Origin of the sequence: Hyphococcus aureus (assembly GCF_042643165.1) — a bacterium.
Taxonomy (GTDB): domain Bacteria; phylum Pseudomonadota; class Alphaproteobacteria; order Caulobacterales; family Parvularculaceae; genus Hyphococcus; species Hyphococcus aureus.
On the sequence record NZ_JBHRSH010000001.1, the window covers coordinates 2,305,676 to 2,323,711 of the forward strand.

Sequence of the window (18,036 nt, forward strand, 5' to 3'; positions counted from 1 at the left end):
GGAGAATGGCGGCGATGACGGTGTCGGCGGCCCAAGATCATGTTGCTGCGGCGGATCCCGCACCGATGGGAAACGGCGCGCCTGTTCTGGCGATGAATGATGAAATGATCCTGACGCTCAATTGTGGATCGTCGAGCCTTAAATTTGCTGTTTTTTCGCTCATCGCCGAGCCGCGCCGGTTGCTCCATGGCGCTGTCGTCCGGATCGGCGCCGATGACAGCGCCTTGCGCGTCGTCAATGAGACGGGCGATGCGATCATTGATGAGGCGGCGCCATGCGTTAATCATCCGGCGGCGCTCGACTGGGCGATGACGCGGCTCGAAGCGGTCGTCAATGTCAGCGATATTCTTTATGTCGGTCATCGGGTCGTCCATGGCGGTCCCGATTGCGATTGTCCGAAACCGGTGACCGCACAGCTTGAAGCGCGTCTGCGCCGGCTGATCCCCCTGGCGCCGCTGCATCTGCCGGCGAATCTTGAAGGGATCGTTGCAGCCAGATTGCGACTGCCCAGGGCGCGCCACCTTGCCTGTTTCGATACGGCGTTTCATCAGTCCTCATCGATGCTTGCGCGCCGAACGGGCTTGCCGCGCGCTGTCGAACAAAATGAAATCCGTCGATATGGGTATCACGGATTATCCTATGAATTTATCGTAGACCATCTTCGTCGGAACGAGGGCGAAGACGCCGCCAACGCGCCGTTGATCGTGGCGCATCTTGGCGCCGGCGCCTCGATGGCGGCGATCTCAAACGGACAAAGCGTCGATACGACCATGGGATTCTCAACGCTCTCCGGTCTTCCCATGGCGACAAGATGCGGCGACATTGATCCCGGACTTATATTGTATCTCTTGCAGGAGAAGGGCTGGTCGGCGAGCGATCTTCAAACGCTGCTCTATGAACAATCAGGGATTTTGGGGCTTTCCGGACGCAGCGGCGACATGCAGGCCCTGATGGCGACGCCGGTGGACGCCGATGCGCGCGAGGCGATCGATTTTTTCTGTTTTCAGGCACGAAAGCACATCGGGGCGCTTGCCGCCGCCATGGGGCGCATCAGCCGCATCGTCTTCACCGGCGGGATCGGCGCGCACGCGCCGGAGATTCGGGCGCAAATCTTAAGGCCCCTCGAAGCGCTGCTGCCGCTGCGGCTCGACAATGCCCGCAACGCCGACAATGATCCGCTGATCTCAAGCGATGGCTCGCTCATCAAGCTTAATGCTCTTAATACGGATGAAGAACTTGTGATCGCGCGCCATACGGCGGCGTTCGCGCGCGGAGAGGGCGCCCTCGCGCGAATTCATCAATGACACTGGAAACGCTGGACGATCTCTTCGCAATGACAGAGAATTTGCCGCCCCTGCGCGTCGGCATTGTTTGCGCCGAGCAGGAGGCGGTGCTCGAAACTGTGCGCGACGCCAAGGCGCGCAGGTTGATCAAGCCGCTCCTGATCGGCGATCCGGATAAGATTGCGGAAAAGGCGGATCGTATCGGTTTTGCGGTTGACCCGGACACTGTCGCGGCGGCCTGGTCGGAAGAGCAAGCGGCCGCAACCGGCTCGGGTTTGCTCGGCGGCGGCGGCGTTGACGCGCTGATGAAGGGCTATATCCACACGGATGTTTTCATGAAAGCGCTCTTGAGCACGAGCGCCAATTTGCGCCTTCCCGGCCGCCGCGTCAGTCATGTCTTTATCGCCGATATCCCCGCCTATCCGCGTCTCCTCGCCGTCACGGACGCTGCGGTGAATATCGCCCCGGATCTCACGGGCAAGATGCAGATCTTGCAAAACGCTATTGATGTCATGCACGGGATTGGCGTTGACCGCCCGAAGGCCGCTGTCCTGTCCGCCATCGAAACCGTCAATGTGCTGATCGAGTCGACGACCGACGCGGCGGCGCTGGCGGTGATGGCGCGGCGCGGCCAGATCAAAGGCGCCGATGTTGACGGGCCGCTCGCTTTTGACAACGCGGTCTCCATCAAAGCCGCCGAAGTCAAAGGCCTTGTCTCGCCGGTCGCGGGCGTCGCCGACATTGTCCTCACCCCTGATCTCGTTTCCGGCAATATCCTCGCCAAGAATCTCGAATATCTCGCTGGCGCCACATTGGCGGGACTGGTCGTCGGTTTGAAGGCCCCGGTTGTCTTATCTTCGCGCGCCGATCCCCCGCCGGCGCGTCTGGCGGCGCTGGCGCTCGCCCGAATGCTGGCGCCGCCAAAACCTCAATCCGTGTTGCGCCCTGCGCCTGACGATTTCGACGACGAGCCGGACGATTGTTGCGCGCCGATGCCGGAAGATGCGTGTTTTCCGAAGACCGGCGCATGATGGAACAACGGACGGAGATCATAAACGTCGCTTCGCCGTCTCTATCGGAGCCGCCGTCCTTCGACCGCGCCATGGACGCCGCAATCGGGAAGGTCACGGGTGGAGTGTCGCCGACGGCGCTGGCGCTCGCTTATCTGGACTGTGCGCTGCATGTCTCGAAATCTATCGACACGCAAGCCGATCTCATTACCTCCGCTGCAAGCGCTTATTGGCGCTTTGTCGATTATTGCCTGCGCGCCTGCGCCGATCCCGATTGTGAAACCTGCATTGAGCCAGAAGCGCGCGACAAGCGGTTTGCAGATAATCTCTGGCAAACGCAGCCTTTCCGCGCTTATGCGCAAGGCTTTTTGCTGGCCCAGGACTGGTGGGCCCGCGCGATGACGGCGCCGCCAGGCGTCGACAAACATCACCAAGACGTTGTCACCTTCGTCGCCCGGCAGCTTCTTGACGTGGCCTCGCCTGCGAATTTTCCGGCGACCAACCCGGCGATCATCGCCCAGACCCTTAAAGAGGGCGGGCGCAATCTTCAGCGCGGGTTTTGGCTATGGCTCAACGACTGGACCCGCGCGCTCGACGGCGCGCCGAGTGCTGACATCAGCGACTATGTTCTCGGCCGCGATCTCGCGACGACGCCGGGCGAGGTCGTCTTTCGAAACGAGTTGATCGAACTCATTCAATATGCACCGCAGACGGAGAAAACCCATCCCGAGCCGATCCTGATCACGCCGGCCTGGATCATGAAATACTACATCCTCGATCTGTCGCCGGAGAACTCTCTGGTCCGCTATCTTGTGGAGAACGGCTTCACCGTCTTCATGATTTCCTGGAAGAATCCGACGGCCGCCGACCGCGATCTGTCCCTTGAAGACTATCGGCGGCTCGGCGTCGACGCCGCGGTCAGCCAAGTTGCGTCGATTGCGCCCGGCAAGCTTCATCTCGTCGGCTATTGTCTTGGCGGCACGCTCGCCGCGATCGCTGCAGCCGCCATGGCGCGGGACAGGGACGACCGGCTTCAATCGCTGACCTTGCTCGCTGCGCAAACAGATTTCACCGAAGCCGGGGAGTTGACGCTTTTTGTCGATGAAGCGCAAGTGACGTTTTTGGAAAACGTCATGGCCGAGCAAGGCTATCTGGACGCCTGGCAGATGGCCGGCGCCTTTCAGTTGCTGCGCTCAAGCGATCTCATCTGGTCGAAAATGGTGCGCAGCTATTGGCTCGGCGAGCCGCCCGCGATGTTCGATCTCATGGCCTGGAACGCGGATGCGACCCGCATGCCATATAAGATGCATGCGGAATATCTTCGAAAGCTTTTCCTGAATAATGAGTTTGCACAAGAGAAGTATTTTGTCGAGGGCAGGCCTGTCGCCTTACGGGACGTGCGCGCGCCGATCTTCGCTGTCGGCACGGAACGCGATCACGTGGCGCCCTGGCGGTCGGTTTACAAAATTCACGCGCAGGCGAGCGCGGACGTCACCTTTGTTTTGACGAGCGGCGGGCATAACGCCGGTGTCGTCAATCCGCCGGGCCCGAAAAAAAGGCGCCACCAGATCGCGACTCACGACGATCTTCAGGCGTATGTCGATCCCGACGCATGGCGCGCCGCCGCGGCGCACCACGAAGGCTCCTGGTGGCCGTGCTGGCTTGAGTGGCTTGAGGAATGTTCCTCGGCGCCAGTAGCGGCGCCGAAAACAGCGCCGTCGATCGCGCCGACGCCCGGCGCTTATGTGTTGGAGCGCTAGGCGATGGCGGCGGGAATCGATGCGCCCATAACGGTGATCGGCGCCGGGCCTTCGGGGCTCGCAAGCGCCATAGTTCTGGCGCGTGGCGGCCGCCGCGTCATTGTGCGCGAGCGCCGCCGCAATGTCGGCGCGCGTTTCCATGGCGACTTTCAGGGTCTGGAAAACTGGAGCGCGGAACGCGATGTCCTCGATGAATTCAGAGATCTCGGCGTACCTGTAGAGGCGCCGCTGCATCCGGTCTATCGCGGCGAGGCTTATGATTTTATGGGCCGGCGCTTCCCGGTTTCGGACGACAAGCCGCTTTATTATCTTCTGCGCCGCGGGCCGGGCGGCGGCACGCTAGACGAAGCGCTGCTTAAAGAAGCGCGCGCGGCAGGCGCCGAAATCAGGTTTGGCGACGAAGTCAAGCGCGCGCCAAAAAACGCGGTGATCGCGACCGGTCCCCGGCGGGCCGACGTTATCGCTTCCGGCTATACGTTCCGTACAAAGATGGATGACGCCCAGCATGTCTGTTTCGACGACAGGCTGGCGCCGTGGGGCTACGCCTATCTTCTTATTGCGGATGGCCGCGGCACGCTGGCGGTCTGCATGTTTCGCGATTTCAAACGGCATCGCGAATGTCTTGAAGCGGCGAAAGCGTTTTTCCAACAACATTCGGGCCTGGTGATGTGCGATCCGAAGCCGTTCGGCGGCTACGGCATGCTCTCACGCATCACGCGGGTCGAGCGAAAGGGGCGCCGGCTGGTTGGCGAACGCGCCGGGTTGCAGGACGGTCTCGCCGGTTTCGGGCTTCGTTACGCTATCACATCCGGCGCGCTTGCGGCGCAGAGCTTTTTAGGCGGCGCATCCTACGAGAAACTATTGCGCCGCCGCCTCGGATCCATTCATGGCGCCGGCGTGGTCAACCGCCTGGTCTTTCAAGTCGTCGGGGATAAGGGGCGCGCCTGGGCGCTTGCCCGATTGTCCGAGCGCGTCGGACGGCGCGGTTTACGGCGGCTTTATCGCGGCTCGCTCGTTCATCGCGCGCTTTTCCCCATCGCGGCGGCCGGATTTGGCGACCGGCTTAATCATCCCGGCTGCCGCCATGTGGATTGCGACTGCCCGTGGTGCCGCATGACCGAAAAGCGCGATCGACTGCCCGATTTGCAGCTTTGAGGGGAAGAGCGGGGGCGTTCGTACTAACTGGAAGGATCAAAGCAATTGTGCTCGGAAAACATGAATCTCACCGGCAAGACAGGTCTTGTGGTCGGCGTCGCCAATCAGAGCAGTCTCGCCTGGGCGGCGGCGAAACGTCTGCGCAATGCGGGCGCCGATCTCGCAATGACCTATCTCAACGACAAGGCGAGGCCGTTCGTCGAGCCGCTGGCTCGGGATCTTGGCGCGGAGATTTTTGAACCCTGTAATGTTAATGAAGAGGGCTCCCTCGAAGCGGTGTTTGAAAAAATCGCTAGGCAATGGGACCGCCTTGATTTCTGTTTTCACTCGATCGCCTGGGCGCGGAAGGAAGACCTCCACGGACGGCTGACGGACTGCTCGGCGGAAGGTTTCGCGGAATCGATGCTTGTCTCCTGCCATTCCTTTATCCGGATGGCCCATCTCGCCGAGCCCTTGATGCGGGACGGGGGCAGCCTGACGACATTGAGTTTTTTCGGCGCGGAACGGGTCGTGGATCATTATAACGTGATGGGCCCGGTGAAAGCCGCGCTTGAAAGCTCTGTACGCTATCTCGCCCATGAGCTCGGGCCCAAATCGATCCGCGTCAATGCACTATCGGCGGGCGCCGTTGCGACGCGCGCGGCGTCCGGGATCGAGCATTTCGACGAGCTGTTGGACGAGACGAGCGCCAAGGCGCCGTTGCGCCGCACGATCGACGCCGACGAAGTCGGCCGCGCGGCGCTCTTTCTGGCGAGCGACTATGCGAGCGGCATTACCGGCGAAACCATGCATGTGGACGCTGGTTATCACATCGAAGGGATGGTGTTCCATTGATGAGTGCAAGCGACATGAAAACGAGCGTGGAGGACCCTGTCTGCAGGACAACCTTCGACGTCGCCGACGCTGCGGCCCAGGAGGAGCATGAGGGCTGGGCGTATTTCTTCTGTTCGATTGAATGCCGCCAAAAATTTATTCGTCAGCCTGCAAAGTTCGCCAGTAAGCCGACCATTATTGCACATAAAACGCGCCGGTCGCGCGCTCGGAGCAAGGCCGGCCAGCCATAGTTTATTTTTCACAATAAAGACCAAGGGGGTCTCTTTTATGGACCATACGACACACGCTCATCACGCTCACAAAAAACACTCCGGCCATGAGCATCACGGCCATCAGGGCGGTCATGGCGCGAGCGCCGGCGGCCATGATCACGAGGCCATGGTCGCCGATTATCGCAAGCGGTTTTGGGTGACGCTTGTCCTGACGATTCCGATCTTGGCGCTCGCGCCGATGATCCAGGGCTTTTTGGGCCTTGAAGAAATATTGGCGTTCCCGGGCGACAGTTACGTGCTCGCGCTCCTGTCAAGCATTGTCTATTTCTATGGCGGCTGGCCGTTCCTGAAAGGTCTGTGGACGGAAGTCTCGGCGCGCAATATCGGCATGATGACCCTCATTGGGGTCGCAATCTCGGCGGCGTATATCTACTCGATGGCCGTGACCGTCACCGGCGCTCAGGAAACATTCTTCTGGGAGCTCGCGACCCTAATTGCGATCATGCTGTTCGGTCACTGGATCGAGATGAAATCGGTCATGGGCGCGGGAAAGGCGCTCGAAAAGTTGGCGCGCCTGATGCCGGATACGGCCCATCTCGTGAATGAAGACGGTTCTGTCACCGATGTTCCCGTTTCACAGCTCAAAAATGGCGATAATTTGCTGATCAAGCCGGGCGAAAAAGTACCGGCGGACGGAGTGATCGTGAAAGGAGAAACCTCCGTTAACGAATCGATGCTGACAGGCGAGTCGAAACCGGTTGCAAAAATTGAGGGCGCGCAAGTGATCGGCGGATCGATCAACGGCGAGGGCTCGATTACCGTCGCGGTGGCAAAGACCGGCGATGAAACCTTTCTGTCAAGCGTCATCCGGCTTGTCGAAGAGGCGCAGGCCAGCAAGTCGAAAACCCAAGACCTTGCGAACACTGCGGCAAAATGGCTGACTTATATCGCGCTCTTCGGCGGTTTTTTCACCGCCTTCGGCTGGACGGCGCTGACCGGGCAGGGCTTCGCCTTCGCCATGGAGCGCGCCGTAACGGTGATGGTCATCGCCTGTCCGCATGCGCTTGGCCTCGCCGTGCCGCTCGTTGTCGCGCGCTCGACGGCGATCGCTGCCACCAACGGGCTTCTCATTAGAGACCGCACCGCCTTCGAAGAAGCGCGCAATATCGACGCCATCATCTTCGACAAGACGGGCACGTTGACGCAAGGCGCGTTCGGCATTACCGACACGCTGGTCTTTTCCGACAGCTATACCCCGCATGAAGTCGTAGCCTATGCGGCCTCGATCGAGGCTCATTCGGAACATCCCATCGCAAAGGGCATCGTCAAGGACGCGAAGGAAAAATGGGACGTTGAGAATTTCCGGGCGATCCCCGGCAAGGGCGCGGAAGGCGTCGTGAAGGGAAAGGACGTAAAAGCGGTCAGTCCCGGTTATATCCGCAGCAACGGATTTTCCGCGGACGATCCGCGCATCGAGGAGCTGAGCCGTCAGGGCAAAACGGTCATCTTCGTCCTGATCGATAACGTGCTTGCCGGCGCGATTGCGCTTGCAGACATTATCCGGCCGGAATCGAAACAGGCGATCGCACAGCTTCGCCGCATGGGCGTTCAATGCATCATGCTCACCGGCGACAATAAGGAAGTCGCCAAATGGGTGGGCGAGGAAATCGGTCTCGATGAAGTGATCGCCGAAGTCCTGCCGGATGAAAAAGCTGCAAAAGTAAAAGAGGTGCAGGCCCGCGGCCTCGTCGTCGCGATGACCGGCGACGGCGTTAATGACGCGCCGGCCCTGGCGCAGGCGAATGTCGGCATCGCCATCGGCGCCGGCACCGACGTCGCGATCGAAACGGCGGACATCATCCTGGTCAAGAGCAATCCGCTTGACGTCGCTGCCATTCTCGGTCTCGCCCGCGCAACCTACGGCAAGATGATTCAAAACCTCTTCTGGGCGACGGGGTACAACACTATCGCGATACCCGCCGCCGCAGGCGCGTTTTTTCCGCTTGGCATCATCCTCAGCCCCGCCATCGGCGCCGTCTTCATGTCGTCGAGCACGATTATCTGCGCGATCAACGCCCAGTTGTTGCGCCTCAAGGAACGCAAAGACGTCGCTGAGGGATCGCTCTATGAAGATCACGCAGGATAAATTGGATATGAAGAAATTTGCACGCGTCGCAGTGCTGCTCGGCGAAGCCGGCGTCCCCGTCCGGTTCGTTCTGGCGCGGATCGCGGCAAAAGATCAGGAAAAAAGAAGAGGAGACGCGGGCGATGTCCGAAGATTATCACCACGATCATAAAGCTAAGCCGTCAAGGGTCTGGATAACATTTGGCGTTTTCATCGCTGCTATCGCGATCTTGCTGGCTTACGAACATCGGGCGCACCTTTTGAATGGAAATGCGTTGCTCTTCGTTCTGCTCGGCGGTTGCATTGCTGTGCATCTGTTCATGCATGGGGGCCATGGGGGCGGAGGACATGGCGGTCACGGCGGCGGCAAGGGGGACGAGAAATGACCGGAGACGAAGCGCATCACGCCAGCTACGGCCTCTGGCTGCTGGTGATTTTCAACTCGGCGATCTTTATTCTGTTCGCCTTCAGTTTCGCAAAACCCTTGAATGCCCGCGACTGGCGGTCCTTCGGCGCTTACAGCGCGTTCATTGTCGCGCTCTTCACCGAAATGTACGGCTTTCCGCTGACGATTTTCTTTCTTTCCGGCTGGCTCGAAACGAATTTCCCGGAAGTCGACTGGTTGGCCCATGATTCCGGCCATTTGCTCGAAATGATTTTCGGCTGGCGCGCCAATCCGCATTTCGGGCCGTTTCATCTCATCAGCATGGTGCTGATCATCGGCGGGTTCTGGCTGCTGTCTGCGTCCTGGCCGGTGCTCTACCGCGCGCAGCGCGCCGGAACGCTCGCGACGGCCGGCCCTTATGCGCGCATGCGCCATCCGCAATATGTGGCGTTTATTCTCATCATGGTCGGCTTTCTCTTTCAGTGGCCGACGCTTTTGACCCTCGCCATGTTCCCCGTCCTCTTGTTCATGTATTGGCGTTTGTCGCTGCGCGAGGAACGGGAGGCCGAAGCCTCGTTCGGGGAAGAATACCGTCGATATGCTGAGCGAACGCCGCGCTTTTTCCCAAAGCTCAATATTGAGAGAAAGGCGGCGTGAGCGAGGACCGCGGCAATGGCGATCGCGCGTCCGATGGTCCGGCGCCGGCGCATGAGGGCGACGAGACCGCCGTTCCACGTCGCGATTTTATCCATATTATGGGCGCCTCCGTCGCCGCGGTCGGCGCCGGCGCCTCACTATGGCCGCTGGTCGACAGTTTTAATCCGTCAGCGGACGTCCGCGCCATGTCGAGCGTCGAGGTGGACCTGGCGCCGATTGAGCCGGGCCAGCGCATTACCGTCAAATGGCGCGGCAAGCCGGTGTTCATATCGCGCCGGACGGCGCAGGAAATCGAGATCGCCCGCGCCGATGATCGCGCGAACCTGAAAGACCCGCAAGCGGACGCCGAGCGCGTCGTCGATCCTGAATGGCTGGTCGTCATCGGCATTTGCACGCATCTCGGCTGCGTGCCATTGGGCCAGGCGCCGCAAAGCGACCGCGGCGGCTGGAACGGCTGGTTCTGCCCCTGCCACGGATCGCACTATGATACGTCCGGTCGCATCCGTCGCGGGCCGGCGCCTCTCAATCTCGAAGTGCCGGACTATGCGTTCCTTGACGCTGCGCGACTGAGGATCGGGTGAGATGATCTTTGTTGCGCCGATCAACCGGCGCGGGGCGCAATGCAGCTCCTGACGCAAAATGATAATGCGCGCGGCCACAAGATCAGCGCGATCCTGATGGTTGTTGCGATTTTGTTGGCGCTTGCGATGGCGAATTCGCCGGCGAACGGGATTTATTATCTGCTTCATCACACGCGGGTCGGGTTTCATATCGGTGAAATCAGTTACGACCGGCCCTTTTATCTCTGGGTCAATGAGGGGCTTCTAGCGCTCTTTTTTCTGAAAGTCGCAGCCGAGACCAAGGTAGAATTGTTGCACGGGCTGTTGTCGGATCGCCGGGCGCGGCTGTTGCCGGCGATCGGCGCTATCGGCGGCATGGTTGCGCCGGCGGCGATATTCCTCATCGCAACTTATGAGTTTGCGGCGATGCGAAGCGGTTGGGCGATTCCGATCTCCACGGACATTGTGCTCGCCATGGGAATCCTGGCGCTCATGGGAAGCGCAGCGCCGGCGGGCGCCAAAGCGCTGCTCGCTGGCGTTGCGGTCTTCGACGATCTCGGCGCCATTCTCATCATCGTTTTTTTTCACAGCGGCAGCGTCAATCTTGAAATGTTAATCGCGGCCATTTTGATCGTCGCTCTGATGTTCAGCCTAAGCCGCGGCGGCCTCAAGCGGCTTAGCCCTTATATATTTTTAACGTTGGTGCTTTGGGCTGTGCTGCTTGCCGCCGGTCTTCATGCGACGCTTGCTGGCGTTGCCGCGGGGTTTTTGATCCCGTCCGGCGGTGACGACGCGCGCGCCTCGCCCCTGGCGCGCCTTGATCATGACATCACGCCGTTCGTTCTTTTTTTCGTCGTGCCGCTATTTGCGTTTTTCAACGCCGGACTCGCGCTGACGGCGAATGGCGTTTCACGCGAAAGCATGCCGCTGGCGCTCGGGATCATTCTCGGCCTTCTTCTCGGCAAGCAGCTAGGTGTTTTGGGGGCGATCTGGCTCGCAGTGAAGCTGCGCCTCGCCAAATTGCCGGCACCGCTGGACTGGCGCGGCGTTTATCTGGCGGCCGTCATCGCCGGCGCCGGCTTTACGATGAGCCTGTTCTTCGCAGCCCTCGCCTTTGAAGCGGGCGCACTGCTTGACGTCGCGCGCCTGGCGGTTCTGATCGCTTCGGCCCTCGCGACACTGTGCGCGGTCATCGTGCTGCGCGTGTGGCCCAAACCTCGCGCCGTGTGCGGTCAAAAGGGAACAAGGGAAGACGGCTGAACCGCGGGCAGGTCAAAAAACCCATGCGAGGGATAGCGGCCGTTGAGCCGTATAATCGCCAGAAGATGACTGACGGAATTGCCCCTATATCGCGACAGGCGAGGTTGCCCCATGGGCTTTAAACTTATAACGGCGACGCTCAACATTCTGGTGCTCGATAAAGTCGAGCAACGGCTCGCGGAAATCGCCGTACCCGGATTAAGTGTTTCCGAAACCAAAGGCTATGGCGCCTATAAGAATTTTTTTCAGCGGGACATGATGTCGACCCATGCGCGCATTTAGATCTATGCGCCGGAATCGCGTATTGAAGAGATTGTCGACGCCATCCTTGAAACAGGCGCCGCCGGCGTTGAGGATGACGGCGTCATCGCCGTTAGCCCCATAGATGCGGTTTTACGCATCGCCGACGGGACAGAAATAGAGGCGGACGCGATCTGAAATTGAAAGCCGATCGATGAAACCGCTTTGTGTTTTGTGAGCAATGACAGCGAGTCGGCGTTTGACAGGGTGGCCAATAAGGCCGGCGATGAAAAAGAAGGGAGACCCTCATGGCGAACGATCGGACAAGACATCGAATCTCAATATTCGGATTTGGCCTCAGTTTGAGTCTTTTTTTCGCGATCACATTCGCGCTTTGCGTGGGCTTCGACCTTTTGTTTCCGCAATACGCGATGCATGAGGCGTGGCACGGGCTGTTGCCGGGATTTGTCTGGATCAGCGGGGGCGCATTCTTTCTGGGGCTTGTCGAAACATTCATCTACGGATGGTATGTGGCCCTGATCTTCGGCCCGCTTTACAATATGTTTGCGGTCAGGGCCTGAAAACAAGCGAGCCGCGCGAGCCTCAGGCGTTGATCGAGCGGACGATCGCTTTACTGGCGATCTGTTCTGCGCGCTGACGCGGCGGCGCGCCGCTCATCTCAATGCGACGGTAATACCGTCTTCGCTTCGGCTGTCAGTTGGCGACGATGGTCTTGATGCTCTTGCGATGATTCAACCAGACCAGGAGACTTCGCCGAACCTTGATGATCAGAAGAATTAGACCGGAGAGTGCTACAAAAATTGCAGCGCCGGCGGCGGTGATCAGGAGCGGATGATTGAAATCGGCGCCGTCGTCATAGTCCATGATGTGGAGCTTCCAGAAGAAATCATAAAAGCGCCAGGTCTTTGATCGCCGCGCTGTCACCTCGCCGGTCCCGGGGTCCACATAGATCGTCGTATTGTCGCGATCGTCGAATTCAACGCGCCAGACAGGTCCGGACCGGGCGTATTCGGAAGGCGGCGTTTCGAGCTGCTCGATCCGCTGGACGGCGCCTTCAATAGCGAGACCGCTTTCGGCGGCGTCGCGTGCGAGATCGGCGCCTAGGGGCGAAAGGATCGCGCCGGTCTTCGCGTTGACAAGATGCATCGCCCCGTTCTCTGCCGCGATGCGCCAGACCGGTGCGCCAAGGAATTCGCCAAGGGCCGCGGATGTAACGCGATCGGCGCCCAGACGAGCGGCCGCCTCATTAACGGAAATAACCTCACCGGGATCGAAGGCTCCGACCTGACGTTCGGCGATTTTGTGTTCGCCGCGGACGATCTCGATCGGGATCACACTCATCACGACGCCACCGGCGATCCAGAGCACGATCTGGAGGCCGACAATGAGCGCAATCCATTTGTGGACGCGTACCGCCCATTTCATGAACGTCATGACTATTCGGAACCTGACGGCCGCTGATCAAGGTCGATGGTCAGCGTCGCATAGTCGCTGTGAAAAACGCCGTCCGCGTTTTCCGGCAGCGTGATCCAGACTGCGGACAGCATGGCGACGCCTGAGAGCGACGGGCTTATCGTCACCGTGCCATTTTCGCCGCTGACGGTTTTCTCTGTCTCGCCCTCAACCGGAACAATTGTCACGGCTTTGCCGGCAAGGGGCTCGCCGTCAAGAAGCAGGACGAATGTCCTGGCGTGAGATCCGGAAGCGACGAATTCCAGTTTCTGGCCTGCTGGCGTCGTCGCCCCATCAGCGTTGTCGCAGGTCTTAATGCAAAAGAACGTCTTTGCATGTTTGCTGTAACTTCGATCGAGCGGCGGCGAACCGGGCAGGGCGTCGAACGCGGCGCGCACTGAAGGGGCCGCCTCAATTTCGTCGAGATACACATCAACATCTTCGGGCAGTATTTGCCCGGCGCGTGGTTTTGAACTTGCGGCGACGATCGCGAAGCCTGTTCCGCTTGAGCCGAAGCCGATCTGCAGCGCCGTCTCGCCTTCGTTGAAACTGAGCGCGCTGACCGGTTCGCCGCCGACAGTCGCTTGCGAATAGGCGATTCGATCCTGAGACGGACCATGTTCAAGATCCGGAAACGACAAGGCGCTGGTGAGATCGACGGTCACCGCCTCGCCGCTGTCCCACGCAAATTCGCCCGGTAGAAGAAATGTCTGATGAGCCGTCGCCGGCGCCGCGACGAAGGAAAAAAATGCGGCGAATGCGCTTTTCGCCAGCGTTCCGGCGCGGGTTCGTCGTTGGAATGTGGTGTGAGTACTGAGCATCATGATACCCCTTTTTCTTGTTGTTGATCGCGATTGGAGTGATGTCTCAGCGCCGGATCTTCGACATAGTCTGAAGTCGTTGCGGCGAAGCATCTGTCGAAACTCTGTCCTTACGCTTCGTATCGGTCAAACACCTCTCGGTCGCCGTTTTCCCGTAATAGGATGACATCATAAGGCTGACTGCCGTAGGGGCCTTCCATGCCGGGCGAGCCCAGCGGCATGCCGGGTACGAAAATGCCGACGGCGTCGGGCGCATCCGACAGAAGTTTGTTGATCGACGCCGCCGGGACATGGCCTTCGACGATATAGCGCCTGATGATCGCAAAATGGCAGGAGCGCAAATCCTCCGGCGCGCCGAAGCGGGCCCGCATCGGCGTGAGGTCGGGCCTGTCAATAATCTGCGCGTCAAAGCCCGCGGCCGTTAAATGCTCGACCCAAGCCGAACAGCAGCCGCAGGTTGGCGTTTTGTAGACCGTGATCTTTTTGTCCGACGCCGGCGCAGCCCATGCCGGAACGACTGATGCGGCGGACGCGGCGAGGACGCCCGCGCCGGCGAACAGGATCGTTCTTCTTGATTGGGGCGTCGGCAAGGGTCGATCAATACGTTTCATTCCGGGCTCTCCTTCCGTTGCGGCTGATGCAAGTATAGCCCGCCGCGCACATTTGGGGGAGAGATATGCGACGGCGGGCTCGGGATCGTGCTCGAAGAAGATGAGAGGGTCATCATGCCTAGCGAATAGCGATCCCTTTTCGGGCGGTTCAGAAAGGACGGTGCGCAGGTATACCAATCCCTTTCCTTGACGCCGGCGCTGAACATCAGCGCCTATCGCTTGAGGATACGGATCGGCGGCTGCTTTCCCTCACAAAACGCGACGGGTCTTTTGAAAATAAAGGCGTAAGCTCAGACCTCCGGGGAGAACAGCGTAGTCAGGAACGCCGTCGCCGTCAGCACCGCGAGGATGAGCCAGAATTCGATTCTGATGGCGGTCTTAAGTCCGGCGAGACCTCGGTCTTCGCCGCGCGACAGGGCCGGGCCGAACCGAAATTTGTTCAAGCCGGCGAGCCCCATCAATATTGCGAACAAAGTTGTTTTTGTAAGGATGAGGCGTCCATAACCAGTCGTCAGCAAGTCATTCAATGAGCCGATGAGAAAGAACGCCATGACGGCGCCGGCGACAAAGACAACTGGTACAAGCCACAGAGCGATTTGCGAAAAACCGTCGACGATCGCGGCGGCGACGCTTCTGGACTCATCAGCGAGGACCGTCAGCAGGGGGATCAGCGCGCCGAACCAGAAGGCTGCAATCGAAAGATGCGCCGCCAGAACGATGAAAAGGAGCCACCCCGGTTCCGAGCTTGAGATATGGCCGATGAGCCCGAAGGAAGCGACTGCGAAGGCGGCGCCGAGGAGCATGCGGGTGCGCCCGCTTGGCGGCGCGGAGATAGCGCCCCAAAACACCAGTATGAGCGCGAAGATTCGGAAGGCCCGCGCTTTTGCGGCGCTGGTTTCCGCAAGCAATGAATGCATCGCCGGATCGAATGCCCCGGCAAAGTCGCCCGCCATGCGCGCCGGCTCAAGGAGATAAACCAGTCCCGTCAACAAAACGCCAAAAACGGCTGCGATCGCGGTGAGCCGGCGGATGGCGGGCTGAGCGCTGGCGAGCTTGGCGCCGAAGACGCTCAAAAAAATCGCAGCGCCCACTGCCTGCAGAACGGCGGCGAAACCAAGGGCGCGCGCTGCGACCGCCAGCAGATCCGGGGGCGTTTTTGCGCGAGAAGAGGGTTTCGGCGGCGTGATTTCGGTTGGAGCAAGTCTCTGGCGGGTTGAATCCGGGGCTTGCCCGACATCTGCAACCGGCGCCGCGCCGCCCGGTTGAGGCTCGATGGATGCAACCGCCTCGTCAGGTGTTTCGTCAACGACCGGCAATGTCAGGTTGAAGACGATTTCACCGGAGGCCAGATGGGTATCCTCTGCGATCGCGCTCCAGACTATGCGGTAGGTCCCATCGGCGAGCGCCGGCAATTCCAAGCGCATTTCCGTGGTCGGCGCATTGTCGGCGGGCGCAAGGGGAAGAGGGGCGGCGTCGGCATCCGTTTTCGCGATGCTGGCGGCCGTGAGGCGCGCCGGCCTTGAAAAATAAAGAACCACGGCGTCGGGCGTTGAAACAAGCTCAGCGCCGTTTGCAGGATCTGAATCGGTCAGCGACAGATGCGCGGTGGCCGGCGTCGCGGAGAACGCCAATAAAAGAAACAAAATTCGCCAAAACGCCATCATCAACCCCTCCCGCTGCTTTGCGGCTGTTCGATAGCATACGCGCCGGGCCCTTTTCTCCCTCAGTCTTCATAGGGGTCAACCCATTAGACCAAAGTCTGGCTGTCGGCTCGAACCGGCGCCCGCTAGGCTTCCGGCGTCAAATCTCTATTTGAAAGGAATGGTTGTGAGGCGTTCGATGATCGCAGCGCTGCTTATCGCCGGTGCATTGCTGAGCGCCTACGCATCCGGCTCCTCGGGCGGCGGGTTCGTTCACGGCGTATTGATGCGCGGCCAGGTGGTCCGCGCCGCACCGACGGAAACGATCATCTGTATTTGGCGCGCCGATGGCGCGGCGCCGGGCCGGATCTTCATCATCTATCGCTATCTCGATCCCGGATCAGAAGGCGCCGACTTTATTCGCGAGGATGTCGGGACTGCTGAAGTCATTGAACTGGTCGACATGCATTTCGCCAGAGTACGGGTTATCAGCGGCGACGTAAAAAAACACGATATTGTTGAGCGTGCTGCGGACGAAAACGATACGATGTTCCGCCGATTCATCTAGACCGATGTTGCTGCTTGCTTGACGATCAGGGTTGGTAGCCGAGCTTGTCGCGCAGTGTCTTGCGCGCGCGATAGACGAGCATTTCAACACTCTTGCGCGATACGCCAAGGATCTCCGAACATTCGATTTGAGAGCGCCCTTCAATCGTGTGCAGGACAAGCGCGCTGCGCATTTTGTGCGGCAGTGCGTCGATCGCCGCCGAAAGACGGCTTATTTCCTGGCGCCGGGCGACGATGTCCTCGACATTGGGGCCGAGATCGACGGGCTCAGGCGTGTAGGAGCCCGGCTCGTCTTCGTTATCGGGACGAGTAATGGATACGAATTTGCGCAGCCGCTGCTTGCGACCGTAATCGCGGCATTTGTTGAGCGCGATGCGGTAAATCCAGGTGGTCGGTTTCCATGCTGGATCATAAGAGGCCGCTTTGGAAAAGACGCTTATGAAAACGTCCTGCAACAAATCTTCTGCTTCGCTTCTGGCACCCACATATCGAAGAATAAATCGAAACAACGGCGTCTTGTAACGCGCCATTAACTCCGTAAACGAGGCATGATCGCCATCGGCGACTTCGGCCATCAGGTCCGCGTCGGACTTTTCGGCAAAGTCAATTCGCGTATTCTCTAAGGGTCTCAGCGACATGACGGTCAAAAATCTCTTGTTGCTCCGGGTTCAGAATATCTCTCATCTCATAAAGGTGGCGAACGGACGTTTTTTGGTATTCGAGCATCGCCGTGTGGAAGTCTTCGATGGCGCGATCGATGTCGTCACTATAGGCGGATTCGCTTTCCATAAGGATTGCAAGATGGCGATTGGCGTCGGCGAGGCGGGATTCGAGTACGCCGTTTTCTTCAGCGTGACTGTGTTCGAGCACTTCCATCAGCTCGTGCTGCGCGTCCGTCAGGTGTAGTTCTGCAAATAATCTGTCGTGAAAATCTTCGTGGGTGTAATCTTGCGGCTGGAGAAGCCTCGCGCCGACCCACGCGCCGCCGGCGGCGGCCGCAGCCACCAAGGCGAGCGTCAGCAATAACGGGCCGAATTTCAAATTCATTTTTTTGTCTGGCCGAGCCATGTGGAGGGAAGATTCGGCGCGTCGGGCGCGAACACCGCCAATTCCGGCACCGAGGCGGTGGCGGTTGTCGCAAGCGGCGCGAACCCGACCGCGACGAGGCCCATGAAAAAACCGCCGGCCATTGCGACAGGGCGGAACGCCGGTCTGGCGGCGATTGCTCCGACCGAAGCTGCCTCCCTGTCTCGCAACCGGGCCAGGACCTTGAGTTCCACTGGTTCTACGGGATCGCACGCCGTACGCTCCCTGTATTTACGCAACAACGCATCCAATTTCGGCATAAAGCGACTTCTCCGATTGGTCTAAAGGGATATACGCGCCTTTTCGCGCCGCCCCTCGCTGACGTTAAACCGTAGCCCATCGCCCTCATCCTTTCAC

22 protein-coding genes are annotated in these 18,036 nt (G+C 59.7%); 15 read left to right on the forward strand and 7 right to left on the reverse strand.

Going from position 1 to position 18,036, the window contains the following annotated elements:
• Positions 1 to 5 precede the first annotated feature (5 nt).
• The 14 genes from ACFOOP_RS11240 (at position 6) to ACFOOP_RS11305 (ending at position 12,062) form a co-directional block, all read left to right on the forward strand.
• Positions 6 to 1,304: an acetate/propionate family kinase gene (locus ACFOOP_RS11240; protein WP_379881050.1), complete on the forward strand. Its 1,299-nt coding sequence runs from the start codon at positions 6 to 8 to the stop codon at positions 1,302 to 1,304.
• A complete protein-coding gene (locus tag ACFOOP_RS11245; RefSeq protein WP_379881051.1) occupies positions 1,301 to 2,314 on the forward strand; it encodes a bifunctional enoyl-CoA hydratase/phosphate acetyltransferase in 1,014 nt (337 codons plus the stop codon). Before ACFOOP_RS11240 ends, ACFOOP_RS11245 begins: the two co-directional genes overlap by 4 nt.
• Positions 2,311 to 4,053 carry a PHA/PHB synthase family protein gene (locus ACFOOP_RS11250; protein ID WP_379881052.1) on the forward strand — a complete coding sequence of 581 codons (1,743 nt, stop codon included), beginning with the start codon at positions 2,311 to 2,313 and terminating at the stop codon, positions 4,051 to 4,053. Before ACFOOP_RS11245 ends, ACFOOP_RS11250 begins: the two co-directional genes overlap by 4 nt.
• A 3-nt stretch (positions 4,054 to 4,056) precedes the next feature.
• Positions 4,057 to 5,208 carry an NAD(P)/FAD-dependent oxidoreductase gene (locus tag ACFOOP_RS11255; RefSeq protein WP_379881053.1) on the forward strand — a complete coding sequence of 384 codons (1,152 nt, stop codon included), beginning with the start codon at positions 4,057 to 4,059 and terminating at the stop codon, positions 5,206 to 5,208.
• A gap of 60 nt (positions 5,209 to 5,268) precedes the next feature.
• Positions 5,269 to 6,042, forward strand: a complete 774-nt coding sequence (fabI, locus tag ACFOOP_RS11260; protein WP_379881054.1) for an enoyl-ACP reductase FabI — start codon at positions 5,269 to 5,271, stop codon at positions 6,040 to 6,042.
• A gap of 14 nt (positions 6,043 to 6,056) precedes the next feature.
• Positions 6,057 to 6,272, forward strand: a complete 216-nt coding sequence (locus ACFOOP_RS11265; protein ID WP_379881558.1) for a YHS domain-containing protein — start codon at positions 6,057 to 6,059, stop codon at positions 6,270 to 6,272.
• 37 nt (positions 6,273 to 6,309) lie between these two features.
• Complete coding sequence (locus ACFOOP_RS11270) at positions 6,310 to 8,400, forward strand: copper-translocating P-type ATPase (protein ID WP_379881055.1); 2,091 nt, start codon at positions 6,310 to 6,312, stop codon at positions 8,398 to 8,400.
• Positions 8,381 to 8,551, forward strand: a complete 171-nt coding sequence (locus ACFOOP_RS11275) for a hypothetical protein (protein ID WP_379881056.1) — start codon at positions 8,381 to 8,383, stop codon at positions 8,549 to 8,551. The genes ACFOOP_RS11270 and ACFOOP_RS11275 overlap by 20 nt, the downstream gene beginning before the upstream one ends.
• Complete coding sequence (locus ACFOOP_RS11280; protein WP_379881057.1) at positions 8,523 to 8,765, forward strand: DUF2933 domain-containing protein; 243 nt, start codon at positions 8,523 to 8,525, stop codon at positions 8,763 to 8,765. Before ACFOOP_RS11275 ends, ACFOOP_RS11280 begins: the two co-directional genes overlap by 29 nt.
• A complete protein-coding gene (locus ACFOOP_RS11285) occupies positions 8,762 to 9,421 on the forward strand; it encodes a methyltransferase family protein (RefSeq protein WP_379881058.1) in 660 nt (219 codons plus the stop codon). Before ACFOOP_RS11280 ends, ACFOOP_RS11285 begins: the two co-directional genes overlap by 4 nt.
• Entirely contained in the window at positions 9,418 to 10,002 is a 585-nt protein-coding gene (gene petA, locus ACFOOP_RS11290; RefSeq protein ID WP_379881059.1) for a ubiquinol-cytochrome c reductase iron-sulfur subunit, read from the forward strand. Before ACFOOP_RS11285 ends, petA begins: the two co-directional genes overlap by 4 nt.
• Before the next feature lie 39 nt (positions 10,003 to 10,041).
• The gene (gene nhaA / locus ACFOOP_RS11295; protein WP_379881060.1) at positions 10,042 to 11,241 is read left to right on the forward strand and encodes a Na+/H+ antiporter NhaA; all 1,200 of its coding nucleotides are present in this window, start codon (positions 10,042 to 10,044) and stop codon (positions 11,239 to 11,241) included.
• Positions 11,242 to 11,352: 111 nt separating this feature from the next.
• A complete protein-coding gene (locus ACFOOP_RS11300; protein ID WP_379881061.1) occupies positions 11,353 to 11,523 on the forward strand; it encodes a hypothetical protein in 171 nt (56 codons plus the stop codon).
• Between the two features lie 266 nt (positions 11,524 to 11,789).
• Positions 11,790 to 12,062 carry a DUF5676 family membrane protein gene (locus ACFOOP_RS11305; protein WP_379881062.1) on the forward strand — a complete coding sequence of 91 codons (273 nt, stop codon included), beginning with the start codon at positions 11,790 to 11,792 and terminating at the stop codon, positions 12,060 to 12,062.
• 133 nt (positions 12,063 to 12,195) lie between these two features.
• Here ACFOOP_RS11305 and ACFOOP_RS11310 read toward each other — a convergent pair whose 3' ends face one another.
• The 4 genes from ACFOOP_RS11310 to ACFOOP_RS11325 form a co-directional block, all read right to left on the reverse strand.
• Positions 12,196 to 12,936, reverse strand: a complete 741-nt coding sequence (locus tag ACFOOP_RS11310; RefSeq protein WP_379881063.1) for a PepSY domain-containing protein — start codon at positions 12,934 to 12,936, stop codon at positions 12,196 to 12,198.
• A gap of 2 nt (positions 12,937 to 12,938) precedes the next feature.
• Positions 12,939 to 13,778, reverse strand: a complete 840-nt coding sequence (locus tag ACFOOP_RS11315; protein ID WP_379881064.1) for a DUF4198 domain-containing protein — start codon at positions 13,776 to 13,778, stop codon at positions 12,939 to 12,941.
• Positions 13,779 to 13,885: 107 nt separating this feature from the next.
• A complete protein-coding gene (locus tag ACFOOP_RS11320) occupies positions 13,886 to 14,386 on the reverse strand; it encodes a DUF411 domain-containing protein (RefSeq protein ID WP_379881065.1) in 501 nt (166 codons plus the stop codon).
• Between the two features lie 290 nt (positions 14,387 to 14,676).
• The gene (locus ACFOOP_RS11325; RefSeq protein ID WP_379881066.1) at positions 14,677 to 16,050 is read right to left on the reverse strand and encodes a copper resistance CopC/CopD family protein; all 1,374 of its coding nucleotides are present in this window, start codon (positions 16,048 to 16,050) and stop codon (positions 14,677 to 14,679) included.
• 163 nt (positions 16,051 to 16,213) lie between these two features.
• On the opposite strand from ACFOOP_RS11325, the gene ACFOOP_RS11330 reads away from it, so the two are divergent.
• Entirely contained in the window at positions 16,214 to 16,594 is a 381-nt protein-coding gene (locus ACFOOP_RS11330; RefSeq protein WP_379881067.1) for a hypothetical protein, read from the forward strand.
• A 25-nt stretch (positions 16,595 to 16,619) separates the two neighbouring features.
• Here ACFOOP_RS11330 and ACFOOP_RS11335 read toward each other — a convergent pair whose 3' ends face one another.
• From ACFOOP_RS11335 to ACFOOP_RS11345, 3 genes are read right to left on the reverse strand one after another with little or no spacing between them, the layout of a single operon-like run.
• Positions 16,620 to 17,231: an RNA polymerase sigma factor gene (locus tag ACFOOP_RS11335; RefSeq protein WP_379881069.1), complete on the reverse strand. Its 612-nt coding sequence runs from the start codon at positions 17,229 to 17,231 to the stop codon at positions 16,620 to 16,622.
• Positions 17,197 to 17,640: a Spy/CpxP family protein refolding chaperone gene (locus ACFOOP_RS11340; RefSeq protein ID WP_379881070.1), complete on the reverse strand. Its 444-nt coding sequence runs from the start codon at positions 17,638 to 17,640 to the stop codon at positions 17,197 to 17,199. The genes ACFOOP_RS11335 and ACFOOP_RS11340 overlap by 35 nt, the downstream gene beginning before the upstream one ends.
• Positions 17,637 to 17,939 (reverse strand): hypothetical protein, encoded by a 303-nt coding sequence (locus ACFOOP_RS11345; RefSeq protein WP_379881071.1) that lies wholly within the window; start codon positions 17,937 to 17,939, stop codon positions 17,637 to 17,639. Before ACFOOP_RS11345 ends, ACFOOP_RS11340 begins: the two co-directional genes overlap by 4 nt.
• Positions 17,940 to 18,036: the final 97 nt, after the last annotated feature.